Annotated in this window: 1 protein-coding gene and 1 pseudogene; one reads left to right on the plus strand and one right to left on the minus strand. The window is 39.2% G+C overall.

Annotation, left to right across the window (positions count from 1 at the left end; genetic code table 11):
* Positions 1-77: 77 nt before the first annotated feature.
* On the plus strand, positions 78-1,088 hold the full coding sequence (locus tag INT20_RS17880) for a PIN-like domain-containing protein (protein ID WP_319643870.1): 1,011 nt from the start codon (positions 78-80) through the stop codon (positions 1,086-1,088).
* A gap of 213 nt (positions 1,089-1,301) precedes the next feature.
* Here the strand turns inward: INT20_RS17880 and INT20_RS17885 are convergent.
* Positions 1,302-1,487 (minus strand): annotated as a pseudogene (locus INT20_RS17885) (IS256 family transposase); the annotation flags it as partial.

Raw genomic sequence — 1,487 nt, forward strand, 5'->3', positions numbered from 1 at the left:
GTCGTCGATCTTGCCATGGTTCACCTCGTTGCAGTGTATTACATTCTTGAGGTGTCCATCGTTACTGGGCAAGATCAATAAACTCTTTAAGGAGTGATTTGGATAACGCTCGTCAACACCCCTTTGTTAGTCAGCAGACAATGAATCAAGTCAATAAGGTCTTTGACCTTCTTTGTAATGAGTTGTCAGAAAACAAAGGGATTCACACCAAACGTATTTCTAATGATGAAATTAAAGAGTCTATTTCTTCCATATTTGAGAATAATGTAGGGCAGCCATATTCTAGAGAAGATCTAGAAAATTTGATTGTTGATGGCGAGGAACGTTATAAGCAAAAAATTCCACCTGGATTTAAAGATGGCATCAAATCTGGAGATAGCGATGTATTCACAGAGAAGTGTCGAAAATATGGAGATTTGATCGTTTGGAATCAGGTTATCGACAAGTCAATTGAAGCCAAAAAGGGCATAGTTCTTGTAACTGATGATAAAAAGGAAGATTGGTGGGAAAAATTTAAAGGAAAGACTATTGGCCCCAGACCAGAGTTGGTGAAAGAATTTAAAGATAGAGCTGAAAATACATTTCACATGTATCAAGCAGATAGGTTTCTTGAGCTAGCAAGAGAGAATTTGAATGAACAAGTTAGTGATGAAATTGTCGAGGAAATAAGAGAAGTTAGAAGGCGAGATAAGATTGCTTATAAGAAAATGAAGGAAATGGAGTTCATAAAAAGAAGAAAATTAAAAGTGCATCACCTTATGGATGAGCTTGAACAGGTTCGTCATCAAATGATGTCATATGAAAAAGAAATGAGCATGCTGCAAGAAAAAAGACATATGTTGGAGAATGAACGAAATAGTTTGAGAGAGCATCGAAATCATATGCTACATGACGGTGATAGAGAAGTTGATATTGATCGTTTGATGCAACATTACGAGTCAGTTTCAGAAGATTACGCCCAAATCAAACAACATTTAGATCATTCGAAAAGTAAATATAATGAGATGTCACGACACATGATGAGTCTTGAACAAGAGTTAGCTCATAGCATGAAAGTCATTGAACAAGAAAATGCAGCGGACTCGTAAACTCGCCGCTGATTTTGGTGTTAGCCATTAAAAGAAGCAAAATTATGAGCCCTGAAAACCACGAGCTTACCGATGCTGACATAAAGGAGTTCCTTGAGGGGGTATTCTTGGCGAGAATTCAAAAAGCCGCGAACTAATCGATCCAGTCTTTGGATCAATGAAGTGGACGCATATTGTGACGAGGGTGTTCAAAACTTTGTGTCAGTTTGGTCATTATAGGTCGATATGACCGTCCAGGCGTTTTGGGAAATGTATCGCCATTTGCGACAGCGTCAGGTTCCAATTTTGCACAGGGTGAGTCCAGCGTTCTGAGGCCTTGAGGATACCCGCATACAGCAGTTTCAACAGGCTATTTTCGTTGGCAAACCCACCCTTGGTCTTGGTGAGTTTTCGGAACTG

The organism is Halomonas citrativorans, assembly GCF_014898005.1.
In the GTDB taxonomy this organism is placed as follows: domain Bacteria; phylum Pseudomonadota; class Gammaproteobacteria; order Pseudomonadales; family Halomonadaceae; genus Vreelandella; species Vreelandella citrativorans.